We start from the raw sequence: 21,825 nt of genomic DNA, 5'->3' as shown, positions 1-21,825 counted from the left end.
CGGACTACCCTGGACGCGTGTCCCGCCCCGTCCTGCCCACCGTCGCCCTCGCTGCGGCGGCCCTGCTGACGCTCGCGGGGTGCGGCGCCCACGACTCCACCGGCCAGGTCTCGGTCACAGTGTCGGACAACGCCGCCGACCACCCGTACGAGGTGAAGGTCTTCGCGTCGACGGGCAAGCTGTCGGAGCACCAGCGGGTGTTCCCCGGCGGCACCGCGGACTTCGCGGGCGTCCCGCTCGGCAAGGTCACGGTGCGTGCTGGCGAGCTGTGCCCGCAGACGACGACGGTGACGAACGACGCCGTCGCGACGGTCACGCTGACGACGACGGGCTGCTGAGCGCCCGTCGCCTCAGACCGCGCCGGGACCCCGCGCGATCGTCTCGTGCGGCTGCTCGCCGAAGCGTGCGCGGTAGTGCGCGGCGAAGCGTCCGAGGTGCGTGAACTGCCAGCGACGGGCGACGTCGCCCACCAGCAGGACTCCGGAGCGTGAGCGCCCGAGCTCGAGGTGGACCCGGTCGAGTCGGACCTCGCGCAGGTACTGCATCGGCGTCACTGCGAGACGCCGGCGGAAGAGGGCCTGCACGCCGCGCTCGGTCAGGCCGCACGAGGCCGCGATGTCGCCCACCGAGAGCGGCCGGCCGGCCTGGTCGTGCACGAAGCGGATCGCGCGGCGCATCCGGTGCTCGACGTCCGACCGCGACGGCGCGAACGTGGACAGCACGACGGTGGCGATGCGCCGGTTCACCGCGGCCCGCTCGCCGGCCGGCAGCGCCGGGTCGAGCACCCGATCGGTGACGTCGCGGAGCAGTGCCCGGAGCGGCTCGATCCGGGGGTCGGCGGCGTCCGGCTGGCGGAACTCGGCCACGCCGTCGCGGTCGCCGAGCAGGGCCGGCGCCAGGTGCAGCAGGGTCATCGCCGTCGCGTCGGTGTCGAAGCCGTACGCCACCGACGCGGAGAGCATCATCGGGCGTTCGACGCCGACGTCCCAGCACGAGCCGTCGTCCGCGGTCAGACGGGCACGGCCGTCGGCGAGCCAGAAGACCACGTGGTCCGGACGGGGTCCGATCGTGCCGGACCGGTGTCCGTGCGTCCCGATGCGCCGGATCGACAGGTCCGCGTCACCCCCGGTCACGTAGTCCATCGGCACAGCGTCCATGGGCTCAGCGTCCATCGGCGCAGCGTCGTCGGGCACAGCGTCCATCGGAACAGTGCCTCCCCCCGCCCCGCGCCGGACGGTCCGGCCCGGGAACCGGAACGCTACCGCACCGGACGGCCGGGGCGGGCAACGACCGCCCGGACCGCTCAGGACCGCTCAGGACGGGTCCGGCACCTGGTCCCACTCGTCGGCGTACCGCGAGAGCACCGTCCACCGCGACACCGGCCACGTGGTGATGAACGCACGACCGACCACGTCGTCGACCGGGACGGTGCCGTGCACACGGGAGTCGGCCGAGTTGTACCGGTTGTCGCCCATCACCCAGATGCGCCCCTTCGGCACGGTGATGTCGAAGTCGGTGCCGGAGACCCGGTCCGACCCGATCTCGGGCACCACGTACGGTTCGTCGACCGGGTGGCCGTTCACCGACAGGTGACCACCGGTGCCGCAGCACGAGACGGTGTCGCCGGGCAGGCCGATCACGCGCTTGATCAGGTCGTCGCCCTGCCCGGTGCCGAGCCAGCCGCCCGGGTCCTGGAACACGACGACGTCACCGCGCTGCAGCGGGACGGCGCCGGGGACGAGTTCGTTGACGAGCACGCGGTCGCCGACCAGCAGCGTGTTCTCCATCGACGCGGAGGGGATGTAGAAGGACCGGACCAGGTAGGTCTTCACCAGGAACGACGCCAGCAGCGCCACGACGACGATGACCACGAGGTCGCGGACGAACCTCCAGCCGGCCCGCTTCGGCTTCGGCTCGGACTCGGCGGCACTCAATGCGTCAACACCACCTTCACGAGACCGATCACGAACGCCACGGCGGCCAGCACGATGCCGCCCCAGAGCCCGAGGAACGTGGGGCGCTTGCCACTGAACCGCTGCATGAAGACGCCGACCATCCCGATGCGCACGACCAGGATGACCAGGGCGGCCGTCTGCGCCCACCCCGCCGGGATCCACCCGGCCCACGCCACCGCGTACAGCACCGCGGGGATGAGCCCGGACGTCGCGATGGGGTTCGCGTTCCGCATGATCGTCACGACCGATTCGCGCCGCGCGTCGTCGGTCTCGGACTCGTCGCCGCCGAGCCCGTGTGCCACCAGGTGCGCGAGCACGTGCGCCAGGTAGGTCAGGACCGCGGTCGCCAGGACGGCCCAGCTCGCCGAACCGTGGTGGATGGCGGCCGGGTCGACGGCGATCGCGGCGGCGAGCACCGTGATGTTGCCGTAGATGTAGGACGACATCCGGTCGCGGACGTGCTCGATCGGCAGGTCGCGCGGGTCCGGACGACCGCCGCGGGGTCCGCGTCCGCGTCCGAGCGGTGGTCGTGTGCGTGGCATCCGTCCATCTTGGCCCTCGCGTGCCGCTCCTCGCCGACAGGACGCCGAGTGCGATGGCCACGAGCGTGCCCGGTTCCGGCAGACTGGGTGGCGATCGGTGCGACGGAGCACCGAAGAGGAGGCCCGCATGACGTCCGCACGACCACTCGCCCTGGTGACCGGCGTGGGCCGCAGAGCCGGCATCGGCGCGGCGCTCGCCACCCGGCTGGCGACCGACGGCTGGGACCTGGCCATCTCGTGGTGGGGCCCGTACGACGACCGCGTGAGCGGTGGGGCGGATCCCGACGGAGTCGAGTCCGTCGTGCAGGAGTGCGAGTCGGTGGGCGCACGCGTGACGCGCCTCCCGGTCGACCTGGAGGACCCGGAACAGGCTGCCGCGCTGGTCGGCCGTGCCGAGACGGAGGCGGGCGCACCCGTCACCGCGCTGGTGATGTCGCACTGCGAATCGGTGGACTCGGACTTCCGGACCACGACCGTCGAGTCGTGGGACCGGCACTTCGCCGTCAACGCCCGCGCGCCGTTCCTGCTCGTGCAGGCGTACGCGGCCGCACTCGAGCGCGCCGGCGACGCCGCACCACGCGACCGTCGGCGGATCGTCGCACTGACGAGCGACCACATCGCGTACAACCTGCCGTACGGGGCTTCGAAGGGTGCGCTCGACCGCATCGTGTTCGGCGCCGCGAAGGAGCTCGGCAGCCTGGGCGTCAGCGCGAACGTCGTGAACCCCGGTCCGAACGACACCGGGTGGATGTCCGACGACGTCAAGCGCTGGGCGGTCGAGGGGACGCCGCTCGGCCGGCTCGGACGCCCGTCGGACACCGCGGCGCTCGTCGGGTTCCTCTGCTCGGAGCAGGGCGCCTGGGTGAACGGGCAGCTGCTGACGTCCGACGGCGGGATCTCGAACCGCGCGTGACCGGCGGCGGCCGCGGGTGGGAGTGCCGAGACTCGGGGTCAGCGACACTTCTCGGGGCCGCGGGGGCGAGGAGTGTCGCTCAGCCCGAGTCTCGGCCGCCCCGCGGGCTCAGCCGCGACCGGGCGCGGTCACCTCGATGCGGTTCGCCCACGGGTCCTCGAACGCGACCGTCCGGCCGTCGTCGGCGGTCTGCACCCCGGTGTCGTGCATGCGCGACACGAGGGCGCCGAGGTCGTCGGCCCCCGGCACCTCGATCCGCACGAGTCCGAGCCCGAGGGCGAGCTGGCGGCGCCCGGCCCCGCGGGAGTTCCAGGTGTTCATCGCCATGTGGTGGTGGTACCCGCCGGCGCTGACGAACAGGGCCTCACCCCACCCGGCCGTCGTCGCGAAGCCGAGCTTGTCGACGTAGAACGCCTTCGCGCTGGCGACGTCGCCGACCGACAGGTGCACGTGGCCGACCTTGCCGGGGCGTGCCGCGGCGGTGTCCAGGGCGTCCTGCGTCAGGTGCTCCTGCAGGAACGCGTTCGGGTCGACGTACTTCGTGTCCATGTCGACCATGCCGTGGGTCCACGACCACTCGGTGCGGTCGCGGTCCCAGTACAGCTCGACGCCGTTGCCCTCGGGATCGGTGAAGTAGAACGCGTTGCTCACCAGGTGGTCGGCGCTGCCGGTGAAGGTCTGCGGGAACTTCGTCGCGACCGAGTACAGCGCCGCGGCCAGGTCTGCCCGGGTGTCGAACAGGATCGCGGTGTGGAACAGGCCGGCGTCGTGGGGGCCCGCGTGCTGCATCGACGGCGCGTGCTCGAGGATCACGATCGGGATCGCCAGACCACCGGCGCCCGGTCGCCCCAGCACGGCGACGCCGCCCTCGTTCGAGAGCAGCGCGAGCTGGACGGCGTCGCGGTAGTAGCCGATCATCCGGTCGAGGTTCGCGACGCGGAGGGTGACGGCGCCCATCCCGGTGTCGGCGGCGAGGAGATCCTGCGTGTGCATGGCACCAGTGTGCGCCCATTTGGTTGACGCGTCAACCAAATGGGTCCGTCGGCTGCACCAGAGCGACAGATCCGCGCAATCCCGGCGCGAGGCGCCCGCCAAAGCGACAGATCGCCGCGAACGGTTCGCGGCGATCTGTCGCTTTGCCGGACCAAGCGGACGCAACGACCTCCACCACATCCGGGCAGGATGGACGCGTGACTGATGACATCCGGTGGGAGGTGCTCGAGGAGAGCTCCCTCTCACTCCCCGACCACGAAGCGATCGCAGCGCTGCTGGGGCAGGCGTTCCCGGACTGGTCCCACTGGTACGTGGGCGGCCGCAGCTGGTCCGGCATGCAGCCCGAGCGCCGGGTCCTCGCCCGCGACCAGGACGGCGTCGTCCTGGCGCACGTCGGGATCCGCCGCATGTTCATCACGGTCGGCGGCCAGGACGTGCTCGTCGGCGACACCGGTCTCGTCGCCGTGTCGCCCCGACTGCAGGGAACGGGCAAGGGCCGCGAACTCATGGAGCGGGCACACGCGGTGCTCGAGGGCCTGGCGGTGCCGTACGGATTCCTCGGCGCGGGCGAGAACCGCATCCCCTTCTACGCGAACCTCGGCTGGCACCACTTCGACGACGTGGTCGCCGACTACACGGCCTTCACGGCCGAGGGCGCCGGCCTGCCGATGACCGACCAGGGCGGCTGGATGGTGCTGCCGGTGGCAGCACAGCTCGAGGACTGGCCAGCAGGACCGATCTGGCTGAACGGCCAGCAGGTCTAGAACCGCTTCAGACCAACGGACGGGAGGCCCGGTACCAGCTGGTACCGGGCCTCCCGTCCGCTCGTTGCGGTCTGGGCTCACGCCTCGACGGCCACCGTCTCCGGGTCCTCGTTCGAACCCGGCGCGCTCGGCACGACCGCGGCGCGCACGCGCGCACCGAGGTCGGCGTCGACGTTCGTCCAGTACGCGAAGACACGCTCGCGCAGGTCGTCACGCGTCACCTTCGAGACGTGACCGGCGATGTTGCCGACCAGGCGCTCACGGGCGGCGTCGTCGAGGACCTCGCGGACCATCGTGCCGGCCTGTCCGAAGTCGTCGTCCTCCGGGTGGAGGGTCGCCGCGGAACGCTGCAGCGCGCCGCCCGACTCCCAACCGGGCACGTCGTCGGTCGCGGTCGGGTCGGCGTGCGCGCCACCGAGCGAGTTCGGGGCGTACACCGGCACCTCGGACTTCTGGAAGTCGAAGCGCATGGCGCCGTCCTTCGAGTACGAGTGCACCTCGTTCTTCGGGGCGTTCACCGGCAGCTGCGCGTGGTTCGTGCCGACGCGGTAGCGGTGGGCGTCCGCGTAGCTGAAGATGCGCGCCAGGAGCATCTTGTCGGGGCTCGCCGCGATGCCGGGCACGAAGTTCGACGGCGCGAACGTCGCCTGCTCGATCTGCGCGAAGTAGTTCTCCGGGTTGCGGTTGAGCTCCATCGTGCCGACCTCGATGAGCGGGTAGTCCGCGTGCGGCCACACCTTCGTCAGGTCGAACGGGTTGAACCGGTACGACTCGGCGTCCGCGTAGGGCATGATCTGCACCTTGAGCGTCCAGCGCGGGAAGTCGCCACGCTCGATCGCGGCGTGCAGGTCACGGATGTGGAAGTCCGCGTCCTCACCGGCGATGCGGTCGGCGTCCTCCTGCGTCAGGGTCTTGTGGCCCTGCTCGGTCAGGAAGTGGTACTTCACCCAGAAGCGCTCGCCCTCGGCGTTGATCCACTGGTAGGTGTGCGAACCGAAGCCGTCCATCTCGCGCCAGCTCGCCGGCAGGCCACGGTCGCCCATGAGCCAGGTGACCTGGTGCGCCGACTCGGGCGACAGGGTCCAGAAGTCCCACTGCATGTCGTGGTCGCGCAGGTGCGAGCCGGGCAGGCGCTTCTGCGAACGGATGAAGTCGGGGAACTTGATGCCGTCGCGGATGAAGAAGACGGGGGTGTTGTTGCCGACGAGGTCGTAGTTGCCCTCGGACGTGTAGAACTTCAGCGCGAACCCACGGGGGTCACGCCAGGTGTCGGGCGAACCCTGCTCGCCGGCGACGGACGAGAAGCGCGTGAGCATCTCGGTCTGCTGGCCCGGCTGCAGGAACGCGGCGCGGGTGTACTTGCTGATGTCCTGCGTGACGGTGAAGGTACCGAACGCTCCGCCGCCCTTCGCGTGGACGACGCGCTCCGGCACGCGCTCGCGGTTGAACTGGGCGAGCTTCTCGACCAGGTAGTGGTCGTGCAGCGCGAGGGGGCCGTCGGCCCCGACGCCCATCGAGTGCTCGTCGCTCGAGACGGGAGCGCCGGAGTTGGTCGTGGTGGTGGGGGTGCCGGACGGGGTGCCGGTCGTGTTCTGGTCGGACACGGTTCCTCCTTGGGTGGAACGGTTGGTTCGGTCAGGGGTGCTCGGGTGGTTCAGGGGACGCGCGGGGCGTCGGGGGCGCCTGCGGCTGCGTCGGGCGCCTCTGCGCCCGCGTCGTCGCGCTCGGCCGCGGCGCAGCGCTCGCAGATGCCCCAGTAGGTGACCTCGGCGGTGGTGACGGCGAAGCCGTGTGCGTCCGACGGGGTGAGGCAGGGCGAGTGTCCGACGGCGCAGTCGACGTCCTCGATCGCGCCGCACAGCGTGCAGACGATGTGGTGGTGGTTGTCCCCGGTCCGTCGCTCGTAGCGCGCGGGGCTGCCGGCCGGCTCGATGCGTCGGACGAGCCCGACACCGGTGAGCGCGGCGAGGACCCCGTAGACGGCTTGGTGGCTGGTCGTCGGGAGTTCCGCAGTGAGTGCCGTGACGATGTCGTCGGCGGTGGCGTGCGGCATCGATTCGGTGGCCCGCAACACCGCGAGTCGCGGCGTCGTGACCCGGAGGCCCGAGGTGCGGAGCAGATCGGCGTCGGCGTCCATGCTGAGCCTTTCTTTTGCAGGAATCAAGACAACGTGGCCACTGTACACGAGCTTCTGCCAACGGTCGGCGCGATGGCGCATGCCGCTGCCGGAATACGAAGTGTCACGATCCGGTCGCGATCAGCTGGGACGACCCTGGACCGACCGTTCGGCACGCTAGCGTCCGGACATGTCCACGAGCCACGGTCTGCCTGAACAGGCGAACAGCGCACCGGACGTCCGGGGGATCATCGCGAAGCGGGACCTGGTCGTCGACCTCATCCGGACGGCCTGCGTCGTCCTCGTCGTCATCGTGCACGTCACCATGGTCGGCGTCGCCGCCGACGACCAGGGGGTCCGGGTGACGAGCCCCCTGCAGGAGCTCCCGTGGTACGTCGCCGCCACCTGGGTCGGGCAGGTGATGCCCCTCTTCTTCGTGGTCGGCGGCTTCGCGAGCGCGACCGGCTGGCGCAGCACCGTCGCCCGCGGTGCACCGAGCCCCGCGCGCGACTACCTGGCCACCCGGCTGGTGCGCCTGTTCCGGCCGGCGGTCCCGCTGTTCGTGTTCCTCGCACTCGGGCTCGGGGTGGCGACGGCTGCCGGCACCCCGCCGGACCTCCTCGCCGAGGTCGCGTTCGGCATCGGTTCGCCGCTCTGGTTCCTCGCCGCGTACGGCATCACGCAGTGCTGCGTGCCGCTGATGATGCGCCTGCACGAGCGGGCACCGTGGGCCACCCTCGGCGTCCTGCTGCTGCTCGCCGGAGCGGTCGACGCGATCCGCCTGGCCACCGGGGTCGCCGAGGTCGGACTGCTCAACCTCGGACCGGTGTGGCTCTTCGCCCAGCAGCTCGGGTTCCTCTGGGCCGACGGCTGGTTCGCGCGGCGGTCGAAGGCGCTCCTGCTCGCGGTGGCGGTCGTCGCCTACGCCCTGCTCGTCCCGATGACCTCGGTCGGGCTGTGGGCACCGGACATGCTGCAGGACCTCAACCCGCCGATGCTCCCGCTGGCGTTCCTCGCGATCGCACAGGCCTGCCTGGTCCAGCTCGTGCACGCCCCGCTCACCCGCCTGATGCGCACCAGGGCCGCGCTCGGCGCCGTGTTCGTGCTCGGTCGGGACGGCATGACCATCTACCTGTGGCACCTGCCGCTCTTCATCGCGCTGAACGGGGTCGCCCTGCTGGTCGGGGTGCCGTTCCCGACGCCGGGCTCCGGTCCGTGGTGGGCGTCCCGTGTCGTCGCACTGGTCGTGGTGCTCGCCGTCGCGCTCGGGGTCGCTCGAGCGCTGCGCTGGTTCGACCGCCCGCTCCCCCGCCTGCTGCCCTCGGCCGACCGTCCGTCGTGGCCCGTCGTCGCCGTCGCGGCGATCTGCACGATCGGTCCGGCGTTCCTCGTGATGCAGCTGCACCTGTCGTTCGGGGTCGCGGTCATCGGCGCCGTCGCGGTGCCGATCGGGGTGTGGTTGCTCTCGCGGACCACGCCGGCCCGGGGCGGCACCCGGATCTGAACCGGTTCTCACCGATCGGGGCCGCTCGGGTCTGCGCCGGCACACACGCCGGGCAGAGGATGGCACGAGGCCGATCCGCAGGAGGCACCCGACGCCGTCGACACCCGAGTTCTGGAGCACCTGGCGGTTCGATCCCCTGTCAGCGGTGATGATCGTCGTCGCCGCGGTCGCGTACGGCTGGTGGGTCGTCGGTGCTGCCCGCCGCGGCGCGCGCTGGCCCTGGTGGCGCACCCTCGCCTTCGTCGCGGCGCTGGTGGTGTTCGGGATCCTGCAGTTCGGCATCGTCGGCGTGTACGACCAGCAGCTGCGGTGGGCGTTCGTCCTGCGGTCCGCCCTGCTCTTCTTCGCGGTCCCCACCTTCGCCGCGCTCGGTGCGCCCGTGTCGTTGCTCCGGACGGGAGGCCCGGATCGCCTCGCGCACGCCGCAGACGCCGCCATGGGGTCACGTCCAGTGCGTCTGCTCGGCAACGCGATCGTCGCGCCGCTGGTCGCCCTCGTCCTGTTCGGCCTGTTGCTGACACCGTTCGCGGCGACCCTGCGGGGATCGTCCGTCTGGGCCGTCGTCATCACGGTGACGGTGCCGGCGCTCGGCTTCGGACTGCTCGCCCCGCTGTCCGAGCCCGGGGTGCTGCGGTCGTCGACGTTCGTCACCGCGGAGTTCCTGCTCGCGTTCGTCGAGCTGATGATCGACGCGGTGCCGGGCATCGTGCTGCGGATCACGAACCGCGTACTCGACGGCTCGGTGGTGCAGGCGGTCGGGCAGCCGTGGTTCCCGTCCCCGCTGCGCGATCAGCACCTGGCGGGCGACCTGCTGTGGTTCATCGCCGAGGTGGCGGACATCCCCGTGCTCATCTCGCTGTTCATCCGGTGGCAGCGGACCGATCGCCGCGAGGCCCACGCGGTCGACGCCCTGACCGACGAGCAGATCGACGAACTCACGCGGGCGCACTTGCAGCGCCGCGGGTGAGCGCGGGGCGGGCGGCGACGGCGCTGACCCGGAACGACACCCTCGATGTCGCACGACGTCGAGGGTGTCGCAAGCCCGCGGCCGCAACCGTTGCAGACGCGGGACTGCGACAGAACCGTTGTCGTACGACGTCGACGGTGTCGCACCCCCGCGGCCGCAACGACTGTGCCCGGGCCCCGGACCCTGGGCCCCGGACGCACGCGGGCCCCGGGCCGCTCGTGTGAGCAGCCCGGGGCCCGTGTGGTCGGCGCGGGTCAGGCGTCGGCGTGCTTGCCGTGGTGGTCGATGGCGGCGAGCTCGGCCTCGGGCGTCGCCGGAGCAGCGGCCGCAGCGTGCGCGCCGTGCTCGGTCGGCTTCGCGTCGCCCTCGGTCGGCGCAGAGCCCTCGGCGCCGGGCTGGGTGGTCACGCCACCGGTCTGCTGCCAGGCGACGGTCTGCTTCGGCTTCGCCAGGAACAGCGCCGCCACGATCGCCGCGAGGAGCACGATCGCCGGCAGGAACAGCGACTCACCCATGGCCCGCGAGAAGGGCTCGAGCAGTGCACCCGGCAGTGCGCCGACCTGCTGCTCGGCTCCGCCGGCGGACACCCCGCCGGTCGAGGACGGGAAGTTCGCGCTGATCCGGGCCTCCATCAGCGCGGCGATGCCGGCCGACCCGAGGACCGCACCGATCTGCCGCGTGGTGTTGTAGACGCCCGAGCCGGCACCGGCCAGCTTCGGCGGCAGGTTGCGCGTCGCCGAGACGGACAGCGGGCCCCACATGCAGGCGTTCGCGATGCCGAGGAGCGCGCTCGGCAGGAGCACCCATCCCCAGTCAGCGCTCGACGACAGCAGCGCGCCGAACCAGAACAGCCCGGCCGAGAAGCAGGCGAGCCCGAACGCGGCGACCCAGCGCGGGTTCCAGCGGTTGAGGTTCTTGCCGACGAGCGGGGCGAGGCCGGCGGACAGCACGGCCTGCGGCACGAGGAGCAGCGCAGCCTGGGTCGGCGAGAAGCGCAGGACGTCCTGCGCCCAGAGCATGATCGGCAGGGCGAACGAGGCGATCGCGACACCGACGGCCGTGATGGCGACGTTCGCGAGCGTGAAGTTGCGGTCCTTGAACAGGCCGAGGGGCAGCAGCGGCTCGCCCTTCTGCGTTCCCTGCCAGACCACGAACCCGGCGAGGACGACCAGGCCGGCGATGATCAGGCCCCACACCGAGATCGGGCCGGCGATGATGCCCCAGTCGTAGGTTTCGCCCTCTTGGATGCCGAAGACGAGCAGGAACAGCCCGACCGCGGACAGGAAGATCCCGAGGTAGTCGAAGCGGTGGCCGTGGCGGTCGAACGACGGCACGAAGCGCTGCGCCAGGACGAACGCGACGACGCCCACGGGGACGTTCACGAAGAAGATCCACTCCCAGCCGAAGCCGTCGACGAGCAGGCCGCCGACGATCGGGCCGACGAGCGAGGCGACACCGGCGACGGCGCCCCAGAGGCCCATCGCCGCGCCGCGCTTCTGCGGCGGGAAGATGCGCGTGATGACGGACATCGTCTGCGGGCTCATCATCGCGGCGCCGAGGCCCTGCACGACGCGGGCGACGATGAGCACCTCGATCGAGCCGGCCAGGCCGCACCACAGGCTGGCGAGCGTGAAGACCACGAGGCCGATCTGGTACATGACCTTCGGGCCGAAGCGGTCACCGAGCCGGCCCGTGATGAGCAGCGGCACGGCGTAGGCGAGCAGGTACGCGCTCGTCACCCAGATCACGGCGTTGATGTCCGCGTCGAGCTTCTGCGCGATGGTGGGGGTGGCGACCGACACGATGGTCGAGTCGACGAGGATCATGAAGAAGCCGACGACGAGCGCCCAGAGGGCGGGCCACGGCTTCTTCTCGGTCGTCCGCGGAGGCGTGACGGTGGTCATCGAGTGGTGTCCTTGCTGTTCGTGGGGAAGTCAGTGTCTGCGGGGACGGCCGGGCCGTCCCAGGGGAGGTCGCCGCTGGCGATGCGGTCGACGGTGGTACTGAGCCACTCGATCTGCGCGGCGAGCATCGCACGGACGTACGACACGTCGAGCCAGTAGCGCTCGGTGAGCTGCTTGGCGTGCACGCGCTTGAGCGCCTCGTCGTAGTCGTCGCGCTCCCGTTCGAGCGCGACGATCCGTGCCCGGACGGCATCGACCGCCTCGGCCTGCGGCAGGTTCTCGAGGACGGAGAGCGCCAGGTGGAACTCCGGGTACTCGTCGGCGGGCTCGGCCACCATGCGGCGGAGACCGTCGGCGAGCGCTGCGCGGCCGGCGTCGGTGATCGTGTAGGTGGTGCGCTCCGGACGGTTGCCGTCGCGGTCGGTGCCCACGACCTGGGCGAACCCGAGTTCGGCGAGGCGGCCGACCTGGTGGTAGAGGGTGCCCGGGCGGACCTTGACGTTCCGCTCCTCCTGCCGGTGGAGCATCGTCTGGAACATCTCGTACGGGTGCATCGGCGCCTCGTTCAGCAGGTCGAGCGCGGCGAACGCGAGCGGTGTGAGCGATGCCATCCGTGCCTCCTGGCTGATCGATGCGGCCGTCTTCGGACTGGACTATTCGACGTCGAATATACGGAGTGGAACACATGTGAGCAAACACACAGCTCGCCCTCCACAGGAGGCCGGGATCCGTCCCGGCGTGTCGCGCGCGCCCCGTAGACTGGTCGCGTCCCCCCACCCCTGAAGTGCTGGAGAGAACACGTGCCAACGATCGTCGTCGAGGTCATGCCCAAGGCTGAGATCCTCGACCCCCAGGGCAAGGCGGTGGGCAACGCCCTCGCACGCCTGGGCAAGGCCGACCTGACCAACGTCCGCATCGGCAAGCGTTTCGAGGTGACCGTCGACGGCCCCGTCGACGACGCCAAGCTGGCCGAGGTCCGCGACATCGCCGCCGACGTCTTCTCGAACGCGGTCATCGAGGACGTCGTCTCCGTGACCGTCGAAGGCCAGTGACCCGGATGCGCATCGGCGTCATCACCTTCCCCGGCTCGCTCGACGACCGCGACGCCCAGCGCGCGGTCCGTCTCGCCGGCGCCGACCCCGTCGCGCTCTGGCACGGCGACCACGACCTGCAGGGCGTCGACGCGATCGTGCTGCCCGGCGGGTTCTCGTACGGCGACTACCTGCGCGCCGGTGCGATCGCCGCGAAGGCGCCGATCATGGCCGAGGTCATCGACGCCGCCGGCAAGGGCATGCCCGTGCTCGGCATCTGCAACGGCTTCCAGATGCTGGCCGAGGCCCGTCTGGTCCCCGGGGCCCACACCCGCAACGCGCACCAGCAGTTCATCCGCCGCGACCAGAAGCTCCGCGTCGAGACGACCTCGACCGCCTGGACCTCGGGGTTCACCGCGCAGCAGGAGATCACGATCCCGCTCAAGAACGCCGACGGCCGGTTCGTCGCCGACGCCGACGAGATCAAGCGCATCGAGGACAACGGCCAGGTCGTGTTCCGCTACGTCGGCGTGAACCCGAACGGGTCGATCGACGACATCGCCGGCGTCTCGAACGAGCGCGGCAACGTCGTGGGCCTGATGCCGCACCCCGAGCACGCGACCGAGCCCGGCTTCGGTCCGGACACCGCCGCTGCCATGGCCTCCGGCACGGACGGCCTCACCTTCTTCACCTCCGTGATCGAGTCGACGCTCGTCAAGTGACGACCGCGACTCCAGTGACAGGGAACGACAACACCGTGACGACTTACGTGCGCCCGAAGCCCGACACCGTGCAGGATGCCGCGGCCACTCCCGACAAGGACCAGCCGTACGACGCGCTCGGGCTGAAGCCGGACGAGTACGCCCGCATCAAGGAGATCCTCGGCCGCCGCCCCACCTCGGGCGAGCTGGCGATGTACTCCGTCATGTGGTCCGAGCACTGCTCCTACAAGTCCTCGAAGAACTACCTCCGTCAGTTCGGCAAGAAGGTCACGCCGGAGATGACGAAGAACCTGATGGTCGGCATGGGCGAGAACGCCGGTGTCGTCGACGTCGGCAACGGCTGGGCGGTGACCTTCAAGGTCGAGTCGCACAACCACCCGTCCTACGTCGAGCCGTACCAGGGCGCCGCGACCGGTGTCGGCGGCATCGTCCGCGACATCATCTCGATGGGTGCACGCCCGGTCGCCGTGATGGACCAGCTCCGCTTCGGTGCGATCGACCACGAGGACACCGCCCGCGTCGTGCACGGCGTCGTCGGCGGCATCTCGTTCTACGGCAACTGCCTCGGCCTGCCGAACATCGGCGGCGAGACGTACTTCGACCCGGTGTACCAGGGCAACCCGCTGGTCAACGCCCTGGCGGTCGGTGTCCTGCGACACGAGGACCTGCACCTGGCGAACGCGTCCGGCGCCGGCAACAAGGTCGTGCTGTTCGGTGCCCGCACCGGTGGCGACGGCATCGGCGGCGCATCGATCCTGGCGTCGGACACCTTCACCGAGGGCGGCCCGACCAAGCGTCCCGCCGTCCAGGTCGGTGACCCCTTCGCCGAGAAGGTCCTGATCGAGTGCTGCCTCGAGCTGTTCCAGAAGGAACTGGTCGAGGGCATCCAGGACCTCGGCGCCGCGGGCATCTCCTGCGCCACGTCCGAGCTCGCGAGCAACGGCGACGGCGGCATGCACATCTCGCTCGACGACGTCCTGCTGCGCGACCCCACGCTCACTGCCGAAGAGATCCTGATGTCGGAGAGCCAGGAGCGCATGATGGCGGTCGTCCGCCCCGACAAGCTCGACGAGTTCCTGAGCGTCGTCGGCAAGTGGGAGGTCGAGACCAGCGTCCTGGGCGAGGTCACCGGCACCGGCCGTCTCGTCATCGACTGGCAGGGGCAGGAGATCGTGAACGTCGACCCGCGCACCGTCGCCGTCGACGGCCCGGTCTACGACCGCCCGGTCGCCTACCCGACCTGGATCGACGCGCTGCAGGCCGACACCGCTGCCTCGCTCGACCGGCCGGCAGACGGCCCCGCGCTCAAGGCGCAGTTCCTCAGCCTGCTCGGTTCGCCGAACCTGTCGTCGAAGAACTGGGTCACGAACCAGTACGACACCTACGTGCTCGGCAACACCGCGCTCTCCTTCCCCGACGACGGCGGCATGATCCGCGTCGACGAGGAGACCGGGCTCGGTGTCGCGATCGCGACCGACGCCAACGGCCGCTACTGCCAGCTCGACCCGAAGCAGGGTGCGCGCCTGGCCCTGGCCGAGGCGTACCGCAACGTCGCCGTCACCGGTGCCGTCCCCGCCGCGGTCACCGACTGCCTGAACTTCGGCTCCCCCGAGAACCCCGAGGTCATGTGGCAGTTCTCCGAGGCGGTCGAGGGCCTGGCCGACGGCTGCATGGAGCTCGGCATCCCGGTCACCGGCGGCAACGTGTCGTTCTACAACCAGACCGGCACCACCCCGATCCACCCGACCCCGGTCGTCGGCGTGCTCGGTGTCATCGACGACGTCGCCAAGCGCGTCCCGTCGGGCTGGCAGGACGACGGCCACAACATCTACCTGCTCGGCACGACGAGCCTCGAGCTCGACGGATCGGCCTGGGCCGGCACGGTGCACGGACACCTCGGCGGTCGCCCGCCGGCAGTGGACCTCGGGCGCGAGAAGGAGCTCGCCGAGCTGCTCTTCGCCGCGAGCGGCGAGCAGCTGCTGACGAGCGCGCACGACCTGGCGGACGGTGGCCTCGGCCAGTCGCTCGCCGAGTCGGTGCTCCGCTTCGGTCTCGGCGCCCGCGTGGTGCTCGACGAGCTCGAGTCGCGCGACGGCGTCGACACGGCCACCGCGCTGTTCTCCGAGTCGACCGGTCGCGTCATCGTGACCGTCCGACGCGAGGACGACGTCCGCTTCCAGGGCCTCTGCGACGGCCGGGGCTTCCCGGTCCTGCGCATCGGCGTGACCGACGCCACGTCGAACGCGCTCGAGGTCCAGGGTGCGTTCACGGCGACGCTGGACGAGCTGCGCGGCACGCACAACGCGACGCTGCCGGCCCGCTTCGGCGACGTGATCGTCGAGGACGTCACCGAGGGGTACGTCGGCCGCGGGCCGCTCGACTCCGACGGTGCCTTCTCGCCGCGCACGGACTCCTAGGCCCGGCGGACACCGCGTGCCCATCGTCACCCTGCCCTTCGCGGAACTCGTCGACCGGTTCGGCCCCGTGCCGGACGGCATCGAGCTGGACGTGTGGGACGTCGAGGCGCCGTACGGTCGCCCGGACGACGTCGCCATCACGTTCCTGCCGTTCTACTTCGGTGGACGGCACCGCTGGCAGTTCGTGCACGACCTGCCGGCGCTCGAGCTCCTGCAGCTGCCGAGCGCCGGCTACGAGCACGCGGTGCCGCACGTGCCCGGTCACGCCCAGCTGGCGAACGGTCGGGGCATCCACGACGACGAGACCGCCGAGCTCGCCGTCGGGTTGGCGCTGACATCGCTGCGGGAGATCTCGGCGTTCCAGGCCGACCGCGCGAACGGCGTCTGGGACGCCCGGGAGACCCGCTCGCTGGCCGACCGCCGGGTCACGGTCGTCGGGTACGGCGCGATCGGGTCTGCGATCGCCACCCGCTTCGAGGCGTTCCGCACCGAGGTCACGGTCGTGGCGCGCACCGCTCGCGAGCAGGACGGCCGCCACGTGCACGCGTTCGGTGAGCTGCTGGAGCTGGCACCGACGACGGACGTCCTGGTGCTCATCGCGCCGCTGACGGACGAGACCGAACGACTGGTCGATGCCGAGCTGCTCGCTGCCCTCCCCGACGGTGCCCTGGTGGTGAACGTCGCCCGCGGCAAGGTCGTCGACACCGATGCACTCGTGGCGGAGCTGCAGTCCGAGCGGCTCTTCGCGGCACTCGACGTCACCGACCCGGAGCCCCTGACGGACGGCCACCCGCTGTGGACGACCCCGAACACGGTGCTGACGCCGCACGTCGGAGGCAACACCGACCTGAGCATCCCGCGGTCGATCGAGCTGATGCGCCGACAGGTCGCCGCACTGGCCGAGGGTCGCCCGTTCGAGAACCTGATCGAACGCTAGCGACCCGTCCCCGTCAGTCCAGTCGGAGTGCCATGCCGAGACTCGGCGCGACGTCGTCGAACCCGAGCGACCGGTACAGCCGCTGACCGGGCGGATCCCCGACGAGCGTGACGGAGGCCCCAGCGGGAGCTCGGTCGCGGACGTCCTCGACCAGCCACTCGACCACACGGCGTCCGAGCCCACGGCGCTGGTGGTCGGGATCGGTGGCGATGTCGGCGATGTGGAAGGACCACCCGCCGTCGCCGATCGTCCGGCCCATCGCCACCGGTGTGCCGCCGGCGTCCACGACGTGGCACGCCGACCAGCTGCCGGTGATCGCCCCGGCGCCCTGCTCGGCGTCCTTCGGCGAGAGTCCGGAGTCCTGACGCAGCCGCAGGTAGTCCGCCAGCGGCGGTGCCCCGACGACCAGGGTGTACGGGTCGACCTCGGTCATGGTCAGAGCGGGACGATGCACGTCGGGGTGCCGACGGCGATCTGCTCCACGGCCTCGCCCGGCACGCCGTCCGTACCGACGGGCAGCACGGCGATGGCGTCCGACCGTTCGTTGGCGACGAGCACGTACCCGGGCACCCGGGCGAAGTGCCGCGGCCAGGCACCCCCGCACGACGCGGACCCGACGAGCGCGAGCCCGTCGTCGGCAGCGTCGAGCACCACGATCAGGTCGCGGCCACGGACGGCGACGGTCACGATTCCGGCGTCGTCGACCTCGATGTGACTGAGGAGCGACTCCCCGACCGCACCGTCGAACGTCGGGGTCGAGGCGATCGTCACGAGCGAGCCGGACTCGTCGCGGCGGAGTCGGTGGATCGCGCCGTCGAGCTCACCGGCGACGAACAGGTCGCCTGCGTACCAGGCCAGGTGCCGCGGACCGACACCGGCCGCCACGTGGTGCACGCGCAACGCCTCGATCGAGGGGACGCCGTCGGCCGACACGGTCACGCGGAACTCGTGCAGCGCGTCGCCGCCGAGGTCCGCGACGAGCACGGTGCCGTCCGGCGTCGCCACGGACTGGTGGGCGTGCGGCGCGTCCTGCCGGTCCTGCACCGGGCCGGTGCCGGCGGGGAGCGTCGCGACCGCGATCGCGGAGGCGGGGACGGCGAGCCGGTCGGTCCGTCCGTGCACGCCGTCGGCGGGCAGGACGACGCCGTCGCTCGCGAGCACCGAGGCGGAGAACGACTCGGCCGCCGCGAGCGAGATGGCGGTCACCGTACCGGAGACGTAGTTGCTGACGACGAGCGCCCCGGACGGGTCGACCCGCACGTGGCACGGGGCGTCACCGCCGGCGGAGGCGTCCCACAGGTGTTCGAGCGCGCCGGTCTGCAGCCGGAAGGCCGAGACGCCGCCCTCGTTCGTCTCGGACACGGCGTAGACACGGTCGCCCGAAACGGCGAGGAACGAGGGGTCGTCGAGCACCGCGACGGTACGAGCGCCCGCGCCCGCGCGGGCAGCGCCACCGTCGACCAGGGAGATACCGGTCGCGTTCCCGCCACCGGTCGCCGTGTAGGAACCGACGAGCAGGGTCGGCAGGTCGACGCTCATTCGTCGCGTCCGGCGATGCGCTCGTGGTGGTGGATGACCTCGGCGACGATGAAGTTGAGGAACTTCTCGGCGAAGGCGGGGTCGAGGTGCGCCTCGGCGGCGAGGCTCCGGAGCCGAGCGACCTGGACCTGTTCGCGGTCCGGGTCCGCGGCGGGCATGCCCGATTCGGCCTTCAGGTGCCCCACCCGCTGCGTGTACTTGAAGCGCTCGGCGAGCATGTGGATGACGGCGGCGTCGATGTTGTCGATGCTCTGCCGGATGCTCCGGAGTTCGGCGACGGCCGTCGCTTCGGGCTCGGGCGGGGTGACGTCGTCGCTCATGCCCCGAGCCTACTGGCGGACGCGCAGCCGAACCCTGCCGACGCCTGCGAGAATGAGCACATGTCGGTCTTGCTCGTGATCTCGGGCGTGTGTGCGGTCCTCGCTGGCCTCGTCCACGTGTACATCTGGTTCCTCGAATCCATCATCTGGACGAGTCCACGCGCCCGCAAGGTGTTCGGCATCGCGACCGAGACCGAGGCCGACGCGACCCGCTCCCTCGCGTTCAACCAGGGGTTCTACAACCTGTTCCTGGCGATCGGGGCGATCCTCGGTGTCGTGCTGGTGCTGGCGGGCAACACCGCGACCGGCTGGACCCTCGTCGTGTTCTCGACCGCGAGCATGCTCGGCGCCGCGGTGATCCTGGTCGGCTCCGGCCGCAAGTACCTCAACTCGGCGTTCAAGCAGGGCACGCTCCCGCTGATCGCGCTGCTCTTCGCGCTGCTCGGCTCGAGCTTCCCCGTCTGAGCCGTCTCGACCACACCGTCAGCCCCGAACACCACGCAAAAGCGACAGGGCGCCGCCGAACACCGGCGGCACCCTGTCGCGTTCGCGGTGGAGAACAGGTCAGTCCAGGGCTAGCCGAGCTTGTCCTCGAACTGCGCGGGCAGCTTGTCGAGCGCCCACTCGATCGCAGCGGTCGTGCCCATCGAGAACGCCGACGACACGTCCTTGTCGTCGAACACGATGTAGTGGCCGGCCTCAACCGACGGCACCTTCTGGAACAGCGGGTCCGACTCGGCCTTCGACGCGTCGACGTAGATCGGCAGCACCAGGGTCAGGTCGGCGTCGAGCAGGTCGAGGTTCTCGTCGGACAGCGTGACGGAGAACGCCTTGCCGGCCTCCTTGTCGATGGCCGACGGGATCGTGAACCCGAGGTTCTTCATGAACGACGAGCGGCTGTCGGTGGAGGCGTACGCGCCGAAGCCCTCGGAGCTGTACGCGCCGACGACGGCGGACTTGCCCTCGAAGTCCGGGTGGGCCTTGCGAGCCGCGGCGTAGGCGTCGTCGAGGTCGGAGAGCAGCTTCTTGCCCTCGGACTCCTTGCCGAGCGCCTTCGCGATCATCGTGGTCTGCTGCTCGGTCGAGGCGAGGTAGTTCTCGCCGCCCTTCGGGATCGCGACGGTCGGCGCGATCGCGGACAGCTTGTCGTAGCGGTCCTTGTCGCCCGACGACTTCACGTCGAGGATCAGGTCCGGGTTCAGCTTGAGGATGTCCTCGTAGCTGGGCTCGAGCGTCTGGATGATCTTCGGCGACTTCGTGTACGCGTCCTTCAGCCACGGGCCGACACCGTCGCCACCGAAGGCGAGCCAGTCGCTCGCACCGACCGGCTGCACGCCGAGTTCGAGGGCCGTCTCGGCGTCGCCCCAGCCGAGTGCGACGACGCGCTTGGGCTGCGAGTCGATCGTCGTGGTGCCGAGTGCCGTGGTGATGGACACCGGGAAGGCACCGTCGGACGACGATGCCGAGGACGACTCGGACGAACCGGAGCCGGAGGCACAGCCGGCGAGGACGAGGGAGGCTGCGACGACGGCACCCGCAGCGGCGAGGACACGTCGGAGACGAAGGGATGAGCGGATCACGAAGGGTAGCCTAACCTAACGGGGCGAGGAGGAAACCGGCTGGATAGGCTGGGTGATCGTGGCCGCCCCAGATCCAGACCGCACGCGCCTCGCGGTGCTCGGCTCCCCCATCGCGCATTCGCTCTCCCCCACGCTCCACGAAGCGGCCTACGCCGCACTCGGGCTGGGGTGGTCGTACGGGAGGCACGAGGTCGCGTCCGGCGGGCTCGACGCGTTCGTCGCGGGGCTGGGTCCCGAGTGGCGCGGGCTGAGTCTCACGATGCCGCTCAAGCGCGAGGTGCTGCCGCTCCTGGACCGCACGACCCCGCTCGTCGACGAGCTCGGGGTCGCGAACACGGTCGCGTTCCGACGCGAGGGGTCCGCCGTCGTCCGCGCGGGCACCAACACCGACGTCCAGGGGCTCGTCCGCCCGGTCGAGGCCCTCGGACACCTGCCCGGCGAGGCGACGATCCTCGGTGGCGGGGCGACCGCGGCGAGCGCCCTCACGGCGGCGGTGCGGCTCGGGGCGTCGCTCGTGCGGGTGTTCCTGCGCGACACCGGGAAGGCCGGCGCGCTCGTGGAGCTGGCCGTGCGGCTCGGCGTCTCGCTCGAGGTCCTGCCCCTCACCGACCTGCCCGGAACCCGCCACGGGTTCGTCCTGTCGACGCTGCCCGGCGGCGCGGCCGACCCGCTCGAGCTGGTGCCGTCGGGGTCGGACGCCGTGCTGTTCGACGTCGCCTACGAACCGTGGCCGACCGCCGTCGCGTCGCGCTGGGCCGATGCCGGCGGCCGGGTGCTGAACGGCCTCGATATGCTCACCGAGCAGGCCATCGGGCAGATCCGTTTCTTCCTGACCGGCGATGAGGACGAACTCCTCCCCGACGAGGCCGCCGTTCGCCGTGCGATGCGCACCGCCGTCGGCCTGCCCGCCGTCATCACCACCTGAGTCCAACCCAAGACCCGGACTCGCTGTCCATCCGTCAACGGATACCCCTCGCGAACCACGAGTCGTCAGAGGCCGATAGTCGCGTCACACCGTCCGATCAGGTCGCGATCGTGCGTAGCCGTCAGGACGGTGGAGCCCGCATCTGCGAGGGAGCGCAAGAGAACGTGAATTATATTAGCGTTCTCGGCGTCCAAGGCAGCCGATGGCTCATCCGCGAGCACGAGTGCAGGCTTACGCACGAGCAGGCGAGCGAACGCCACCCGAATCCTTTCCCCGCCGCTCAAAGAATAAGCGGGCTCGTCGAGGACCCGGCCGATGCCGACGGCGTCGGCGGCGTCTTCGATTCCGAGCTGGTCACTCGCCGGAGAGGAGGGGAGAGCCTTCAACGCGATCGAGATGTTCTTGCGCGCACTCCAATGCTCGACGAGTCCTCCATCTTGAAACACGAATCCGACCTGCTCCCGTAGGTACTTTCGCTGGGCCCCGGCTCCAAGAGCGCTGACTGTCAAGTCCCCGACCTGCACAAGCCCCCGGGTTGGGCGTTCGAGTCCACCGACGACACGGAGGAGAGTCGACTTGCCCGATCCCGACGGACCGACGACGGCGGTCAGAGCTCTGGCATTGGCGTTCGCGTGCAGATCCCGGATCAGCGACCGCCCCGCCACGATGTGGGTGAGGTCGCGGAGCATTACGCCC

Annotated in this window: 24 protein-coding genes; 11 read left to right on the top strand and 13 right to left on the bottom strand. The window is 70.9% G+C overall.

Annotation, left to right across the window (positions count from 1 at the left end; genetic code table 11):
* Positions 1 to 17: 17 nt before the first annotated feature.
* The gene (locus KZI27_RS04590) at positions 18 to 338 is read left to right on the top strand and encodes a hypothetical protein (RefSeq protein WP_222659507.1); all 321 of its coding nucleotides are present in this window, start codon (positions 18 to 20) and stop codon (positions 336 to 338) included.
* 12 nt (positions 339 to 350) lie between these two features.
* Here KZI27_RS04590 and KZI27_RS04585 read toward each other — a convergent pair whose 3' ends face one another.
* The 3 genes from KZI27_RS04585 to KZI27_RS04575 form a co-directional block, all read right to left on the bottom strand.
* On the bottom strand, positions 351 to 1,172 hold the full coding sequence (locus KZI27_RS04585; RefSeq protein WP_222659506.1) for a helix-turn-helix transcriptional regulator: 822 nt from the start codon (positions 1,170 to 1,172) through the stop codon (positions 351 to 353).
* A gap of 141 nt (positions 1,173 to 1,313) precedes the next feature.
* Positions 1,314 to 1,934 (bottom strand): signal peptidase I, encoded by a 621-nt coding sequence (lepB, locus tag KZI27_RS04580; protein WP_222659505.1) that lies wholly within the window; start codon positions 1,932 to 1,934, stop codon positions 1,314 to 1,316.
* Positions 1,931 to 2,497 carry a hypothetical protein gene (locus KZI27_RS04575; RefSeq protein WP_222659504.1) on the bottom strand — a complete coding sequence of 189 codons (567 nt, stop codon included), beginning with the start codon at positions 2,495 to 2,497 and terminating at the stop codon, positions 1,931 to 1,933. Before KZI27_RS04575 ends, lepB begins: the two co-directional genes overlap by 4 nt.
* Before the next feature lie 127 nt (positions 2,498 to 2,624).
* Here KZI27_RS04575 and KZI27_RS04570 point away from each other — a divergent pair, with 127 nt between their 5' ends.
* Complete coding sequence (locus KZI27_RS04570; protein ID WP_222659503.1) at positions 2,625 to 3,410, top strand: SDR family oxidoreductase; 786 nt, start codon at positions 2,625 to 2,627, stop codon at positions 3,408 to 3,410.
* 108 nt (positions 3,411 to 3,518) lie between these two features.
* Here the strand turns inward: KZI27_RS04570 and KZI27_RS04565 are convergent, their stop codons facing one another.
* Positions 3,519 to 4,403, bottom strand: coding sequence for a VOC family protein (locus KZI27_RS04565; protein ID WP_222659502.1), 885 nt, complete (start codon positions 4,401 to 4,403; stop codon positions 3,519 to 3,521).
* A 197-nt stretch (positions 4,404 to 4,600) separates the two neighbouring features.
* Between KZI27_RS04565 and KZI27_RS04560 the strand changes: the two genes are divergently transcribed.
* Positions 4,601 to 5,167 carry a GNAT family N-acetyltransferase gene (locus tag KZI27_RS04560; protein WP_222659501.1) on the top strand — a complete coding sequence of 189 codons (567 nt, stop codon included), beginning with the start codon at positions 4,601 to 4,603 and terminating at the stop codon, positions 5,165 to 5,167.
* Between the two features lie 77 nt (positions 5,168 to 5,244).
* Here the strand turns inward: KZI27_RS04560 and KZI27_RS04555 are convergent, their stop codons facing one another.
* Together KZI27_RS04555 and KZI27_RS04550 are read right to left on the bottom strand one after the other, a co-directional pair.
* Complete coding sequence (locus tag KZI27_RS04555; protein WP_222659500.1) at positions 5,245 to 6,771, bottom strand: catalase; 1,527 nt, start codon at positions 6,769 to 6,771, stop codon at positions 5,245 to 5,247.
* A gap of 50 nt (positions 6,772 to 6,821) precedes the next feature.
* Positions 6,822 to 7,304 carry a Fur family transcriptional regulator gene (locus KZI27_RS04550; protein WP_222659499.1) on the bottom strand — a complete coding sequence of 161 codons (483 nt, stop codon included), beginning with the start codon at positions 7,302 to 7,304 and terminating at the stop codon, positions 6,822 to 6,824.
* A gap of 169 nt (positions 7,305 to 7,473) precedes the next feature.
* Here KZI27_RS04550 and KZI27_RS04545 point away from each other — a divergent pair, with 169 nt between their 5' ends.
* Both KZI27_RS04545 and KZI27_RS04540 read left to right on the top strand, forming a co-directional pair.
* Positions 7,474 to 8,787 carry an acyltransferase family protein gene (locus KZI27_RS04545; protein WP_222659498.1) on the top strand — a complete coding sequence of 438 codons (1,314 nt, stop codon included), beginning with the start codon at positions 7,474 to 7,476 and terminating at the stop codon, positions 8,785 to 8,787.
* A 148-nt stretch (positions 8,788 to 8,935) separates the two neighbouring features.
* Positions 8,936 to 9,754, top strand: coding sequence for a cytochrome c oxidase assembly protein (locus KZI27_RS04540; protein WP_222661179.1), 819 nt, complete (start codon positions 8,936 to 8,938; stop codon positions 9,752 to 9,754).
* Between the two features lie 254 nt (positions 9,755 to 10,008).
* On the opposite strand, the gene KZI27_RS04535 is transcribed toward KZI27_RS04540, so the two are convergent.
* A complete protein-coding gene (locus KZI27_RS04535; protein ID WP_222659497.1) occupies positions 10,009 to 11,658 on the bottom strand; it encodes a DHA2 family efflux MFS transporter permease subunit in 1,650 nt (549 codons plus the stop codon).
* A complete protein-coding gene (locus KZI27_RS04530) occupies positions 11,655 to 12,269 on the bottom strand; it encodes a PadR family transcriptional regulator (protein ID WP_222659496.1) in 615 nt (204 codons plus the stop codon). Before KZI27_RS04530 ends, KZI27_RS04535 begins: the two co-directional genes overlap by 4 nt.
* Before the next feature lie 189 nt (positions 12,270 to 12,458).
* Here KZI27_RS04530 and purS point away from each other — a divergent pair, with 189 nt between their 5' ends.
* From purS to KZI27_RS04510, 4 genes are read left to right on the top strand one after another with little or no spacing between them, the layout of a single operon-like run.
* Positions 12,459 to 12,710: a phosphoribosylformylglycinamidine synthase subunit PurS gene (gene purS / locus KZI27_RS04525; protein WP_017886272.1), complete on the top strand. Its 252-nt coding sequence runs from the start codon at positions 12,459 to 12,461 to the stop codon at positions 12,708 to 12,710.
* Between the two features lie 5 nt (positions 12,711 to 12,715).
* Complete coding sequence (purQ, locus tag KZI27_RS04520; RefSeq protein ID WP_111085606.1) at positions 12,716 to 13,411, top strand: phosphoribosylformylglycinamidine synthase subunit PurQ; 696 nt, start codon at positions 12,716 to 12,718, stop codon at positions 13,409 to 13,411.
* A gap of 35 nt (positions 13,412 to 13,446) precedes the next feature.
* Positions 13,447 to 15,828 (top strand): phosphoribosylformylglycinamidine synthase subunit PurL, encoded by a 2,382-nt coding sequence (gene purL / locus KZI27_RS04515; protein WP_258373281.1) that lies wholly within the window; start codon positions 13,447 to 13,449, stop codon positions 15,826 to 15,828.
* Positions 15,829 to 15,844: 16 nt separating this feature from the next.
* On the top strand, positions 15,845 to 16,765 hold the full coding sequence (locus KZI27_RS04510; protein ID WP_222659495.1) for a 2-hydroxyacid dehydrogenase: 921 nt from the start codon (positions 15,845 to 15,847) through the stop codon (positions 16,763 to 16,765).
* A 13-nt stretch (positions 16,766 to 16,778) separates the two neighbouring features.
* On the opposite strand, the gene KZI27_RS04505 is transcribed toward KZI27_RS04510, so the two are convergent.
* From KZI27_RS04505 to KZI27_RS04495, 3 genes are read right to left on the bottom strand one after another with little or no spacing between them, the layout of a single operon-like run.
* Entirely contained in the window at positions 16,779 to 17,198 is a 420-nt protein-coding gene (locus tag KZI27_RS04505; protein ID WP_222659494.1) for a GNAT family N-acetyltransferase, read from the bottom strand.
* Positions 17,199 to 17,200: 2 nt separating this feature from the next.
* Positions 17,201 to 18,304: a lactonase family protein gene (locus KZI27_RS04500; RefSeq protein ID WP_222659493.1), complete on the bottom strand. Its 1,104-nt coding sequence runs from the start codon at positions 18,302 to 18,304 to the stop codon at positions 17,201 to 17,203.
* Positions 18,301 to 18,624 (bottom strand): chorismate mutase, encoded by a 324-nt coding sequence (locus tag KZI27_RS04495; RefSeq protein ID WP_111085595.1) that lies wholly within the window; start codon positions 18,622 to 18,624, stop codon positions 18,301 to 18,303. The genes KZI27_RS04500 and KZI27_RS04495 overlap by 4 nt, the downstream gene beginning before the upstream one ends.
* Positions 18,625 to 18,684: 60 nt before the next feature.
* On the opposite strand from KZI27_RS04495, the gene KZI27_RS04490 reads away from it, so the two are divergent.
* Positions 18,685 to 19,089, top strand: a complete 405-nt coding sequence (locus tag KZI27_RS04490; protein WP_222659492.1) for a DUF1304 domain-containing protein — start codon at positions 18,685 to 18,687, stop codon at positions 19,087 to 19,089.
* Positions 19,090 to 19,199: 110 nt separating this feature from the next.
* Here the strand turns inward: KZI27_RS04490 and KZI27_RS04485 are convergent, their stop codons facing one another.
* Positions 19,200 to 20,204 (bottom strand): iron-siderophore ABC transporter substrate-binding protein, encoded by a 1,005-nt coding sequence (locus KZI27_RS04485; protein ID WP_123310319.1) that lies wholly within the window; start codon positions 20,202 to 20,204, stop codon positions 19,200 to 19,202.
* Positions 20,205 to 20,262: 58 nt separating this feature from the next.
* Here KZI27_RS04485 and KZI27_RS04480 point away from each other — a divergent pair, with 58 nt between their 5' ends.
* Complete coding sequence (locus KZI27_RS04480; RefSeq protein WP_222659491.1) at positions 20,263 to 21,129, top strand: shikimate dehydrogenase family protein; 867 nt, start codon at positions 20,263 to 20,265, stop codon at positions 21,127 to 21,129.
* A 65-nt stretch (positions 21,130 to 21,194) separates the two neighbouring features.
* Here the strand turns inward: KZI27_RS04480 and KZI27_RS04475 are convergent, their stop codons facing one another.
* The gene (locus KZI27_RS04475; RefSeq protein ID WP_222659490.1) at positions 21,195 to 21,818 is read right to left on the bottom strand and encodes an ABC transporter ATP-binding protein; all 624 of its coding nucleotides are present in this window, start codon (positions 21,816 to 21,818) and stop codon (positions 21,195 to 21,197) included.
* Positions 21,819 to 21,825: the final 7 nt, after the last annotated feature.

Origin of the sequence: Curtobacterium sp. TC1, from assembly GCF_019844075.1 — a bacterium.
Taxonomy (GTDB): Bacteria; Actinomycetota; Actinomycetes; order Actinomycetales; family Microbacteriaceae; genus Curtobacterium.
The sequence above is the reverse complement of the archived record's forward strand: the minus strand, read 5'-3'. Positions and strand labels throughout refer to the sequence as shown.

Coding starts and splice junctions, on each gene's coding strand:
- KZI27_RS04585 (WP_222659506.1), bottom strand. CDS start 1,172: ATGGACGCTGAGCCCATGGACGCTGTGCCGATGGACTACGTGACCGGG.
- KZI27_RS04575 (WP_222659504.1), bottom strand. CDS start 2,497: ATGCCACGCACACGACCACCGCTCGGACGCGGACGCGGACCCCGCGGC.
- KZI27_RS04570 (WP_222659503.1), top strand. CDS start 2,625: ATGACGTCCGCACGACCACTCGCCCTGGTGACCGGCGTGGGCCGCAGA.
- KZI27_RS04565 (WP_222659502.1), bottom strand. CDS start 4,403: ATGCACACGCAGGATCTCCTCGCCGCCGACACCGGGATGGGCGCCGTC.
- KZI27_RS04550 (WP_222659499.1), bottom strand. CDS start 7,304: ATGGACGCCGACGCCGATCTGCTCCGCACCTCGGGCCTCCGGGTCACG.
- KZI27_RS04545 (WP_222659498.1), top strand. CDS start 7,474: ATGTCCACGAGCCACGGTCTGCCTGAACAGGCGAACAGCGCACCGGAC.
- KZI27_RS04540 (WP_222661179.1), top strand. CDS start 8,936: ATGATCGTCGTCGCCGCGGTCGCGTACGGCTGGTGGGTCGTCGGTGCT.
- KZI27_RS04535 (WP_222659497.1), bottom strand. CDS start 11,658: ATGACCACCGTCACGCCTCCGCGGACGACCGAGAAGAAGCCGTGGCCC.
- KZI27_RS04530 (WP_222659496.1), bottom strand. CDS start 12,269: ATGGCATCGCTCACACCGCTCGCGTTCGCCGCGCTCGACCTGCTGAAC.
- purQ (WP_111085606.1), top strand. CDS start 12,716: ATGCGCATCGGCGTCATCACCTTCCCCGGCTCGCTCGACGACCGCGAC.
- KZI27_RS04505 (WP_222659494.1), bottom strand. CDS start 17,198: ATGACCGAGGTCGACCCGTACACCCTGGTCGTCGGGGCACCGCCGCTG.
- KZI27_RS04500 (WP_222659493.1), bottom strand. CDS start 18,304: ATGAGCGTCGACCTGCCGACCCTGCTCGTCGGTTCCTACACGGCGACC.
- KZI27_RS04495 (WP_111085595.1), bottom strand. CDS start 18,624: ATGAGCGACGACGTCACCCCGCCCGAGCCCGAAGCGACGGCCGTCGCC.
- KZI27_RS04490 (WP_222659492.1), top strand. CDS start 18,685: ATGTCGGTCTTGCTCGTGATCTCGGGCGTGTGTGCGGTCCTCGCTGGC.
- KZI27_RS04475 (WP_222659490.1), bottom strand. CDS start 21,818: ATGCTCCGCGACCTCACCCACATCGTGGCGGGGCGGTCGCTGATCCGG.